This is a genomic window from Synechococcus sp. BA-120 BA3 (assembly GCF_034931285.1).
Taxonomy (GTDB): Bacteria; Cyanobacteriota; Cyanobacteriia; order PCC-6307; family Cyanobiaceae; genus Cyanobium.
Map to the genome: position 1 here is coordinate 1 of NZ_JAYGHZ010000157.1, position 1,829 is coordinate 1,829.

Annotated in this window: 2 protein-coding genes; both read right to left on the reverse strand. The window is 72.7% G+C overall.

Going from position 1 to position 1,829, the window contains the following annotated elements:
* Positions 1–362 (reverse strand): orotidine 5'-phosphate decarboxylase / HUMPS family protein (locus VB737_RS06810; RefSeq protein WP_500312176.1); only part of this gene is annotated, 362 nt, incomplete at its 3' end.
* Positions 362–1,609 carry a tyrosine--tRNA ligase gene (tyrS, locus tag VB737_RS06815; protein ID WP_500312177.1) on the reverse strand — a complete coding sequence of 416 codons (1,248 nt, stop codon included), beginning with the start codon at positions 1,607–1,609 and terminating at the stop codon, positions 362–364. The genes tyrS and VB737_RS06810, both read right to left, overlap by 1 nt.
* Between the last annotated feature and the right edge of the window lie 220 nt (positions 1,610–1,829).

Genomic DNA, 1,829 nt, shown 5'->3' on the forward strand with positions numbered 1-1,829 from the left:
GCCCCCTCCTCGGCCGCGGCCTGGGCGGCGGCGAGGGCCTCGCTGCCGGCGCAGGCATGCACGGTGATCAGTTCGGCCCCCAGCCGGGCGGCGCTGCGGCAAGCGCCGGCCATGGTGGCGGGGATGTCGTGGAACTTCAGATCCAGGAACACCCGCAGGTCCCGCCGCCGCAGCTCCCGCACCACGCCGGGTCCGGCGGCCGTGAACAGCTCCAGGCCCACCTTCACCCAGCGCAGCTCCGGGATCGCCGCCGCCAGGGCCAGGGCCGCGTCGGCGTCGGGGCGGTCGAGGGCAAGGATGATCCGCTCGGTAGGATCAAGGGTGGGCTCCACGGCCGTGGCGGGGCGTGCGGCATCCACCATCAGGCCACCAGCCGCCGGAAGGTTTTCCGGCCCAGCTGCAGCACCTTGCCGTCCAGTTCCTCAGCGCTGGCGAACTCCTGGTTGGGGTCGCTGAGCTTTTCGCCGTCGAGCCTGACGCCGCCCCCCTGGATCTGGCGCCGCCCCTCGCTGCTGCTGGCGCAGACCTGCAGGGCGCTGAGCAGATAGAACGCCTTGAGGGGGAAGGCCAGCCCGGCCAGGGAGGCCTCGGGCACGCTGTCCGCCTGGAGTCCGTCCCCTGCCCCTGCCCCTGCCCCTGCCCCTGCTGCTCCGGCGAGGCCGGCGCCCACCAGCCCGGCCGCATCGGCCTGGGCCTGGAGCGCCGCGTCGCGGCCATGGCGGCTGGCGGTGACCTCCAGGGCCATGGCCTTCTGCCGCTCCCGGGGGTTGGTGGGCAGCGCCGCCGTGTCGAGATCGGTGAGCAGGGTGAGGTAGTCCTCCACCACCGCGTCCGGCACCTTCTCGAGCTTGGAATACATCGACAGGGGGTCCTCCATCAGCCCCACGGTGTTGCCCAGGCTCTTGCTCATCTTCTGCACCCCGTCGAGGCCGGGCAGGATCGGCAGCAGCAGCCCGAACTGGGGCCGCTGGCCGAAATGGCGCTGCATGTCGCGCCCCATGGCCACGTTGAACTTCTGGTCGGTGCCGCCCAGCTCCAGGTCGGCGGCGACGGCCACCGAGTCGTAGCCCTGCAGCAGGGGATAGAGGAACTCGTGCAGGCTGATGGGGGTGCTTGAGCCGTAGCGGTTGGCGAAGTCCTCCTTGGCCAGCATCTGGCCCACGGTGCTGATGCCCAGCAGCTCGATCACCTGGGGCAGCGCCAGGCCGGCGAGCCACTCGGAATTGCGACGCACCTCCAGCCGGCCGGGGGTCTCGAAGTCGAGCAGGGAGCGCTCGGGGGGCTGGCCCTGGCCCAGCTGGGCCAGGTAGGTGGCGGCATTGGCCTCCACCGCCGCCGCATCGAGCTGCACGCGGGTGCTGCTCTTGCCGGTGGGATCGCCGATGCGGGCCGTGAAGTCGCCGATGATCAGCACCGCCGTGTGGCCGGCGTTCTGGAAGGCCCGCAGCTTGCGGAACAAAAGGCTGTGGCCGAGGTGGATGTCGCTGCCGGTGGGATCGATGCCCAGCTTCACCCGCAGGGGGCGGCCCTGGCGCTCCGCCTCCGCCAGCCGCGCCTCGAGCCGCTGATCCGGGTCGGGATCCCTGCCGGCGGGGAACAGGTCGGCCATGCCCCGGGCCAGGGCGTCGGCCAGCGGTGGCACCGTCAGCGGCGCTCCCTGATTCGCGTGCTCCGCTTCCCCCATCGACACCCGCCGCCTGCCTGGGGGGGATGGTAGGCAGCCGGGGTGCTCCCCTCGTTCAGCCCAGCAGGCCCACCACCTCGGCCGCGGCCCGCTCGCCGCTGGCCACCGCCCCCTCGAAGAAGCCCGGCCAGCGCTCCGCCACCTC

Coding starts and splice junctions, on each gene's coding strand:
- tyrS (WP_500312177.1), bottom strand. CDS start 1,609: ATGGCCGACCTGTTCCCCGCCGGCAGGGATCCCGACCCGGATCAGCGG.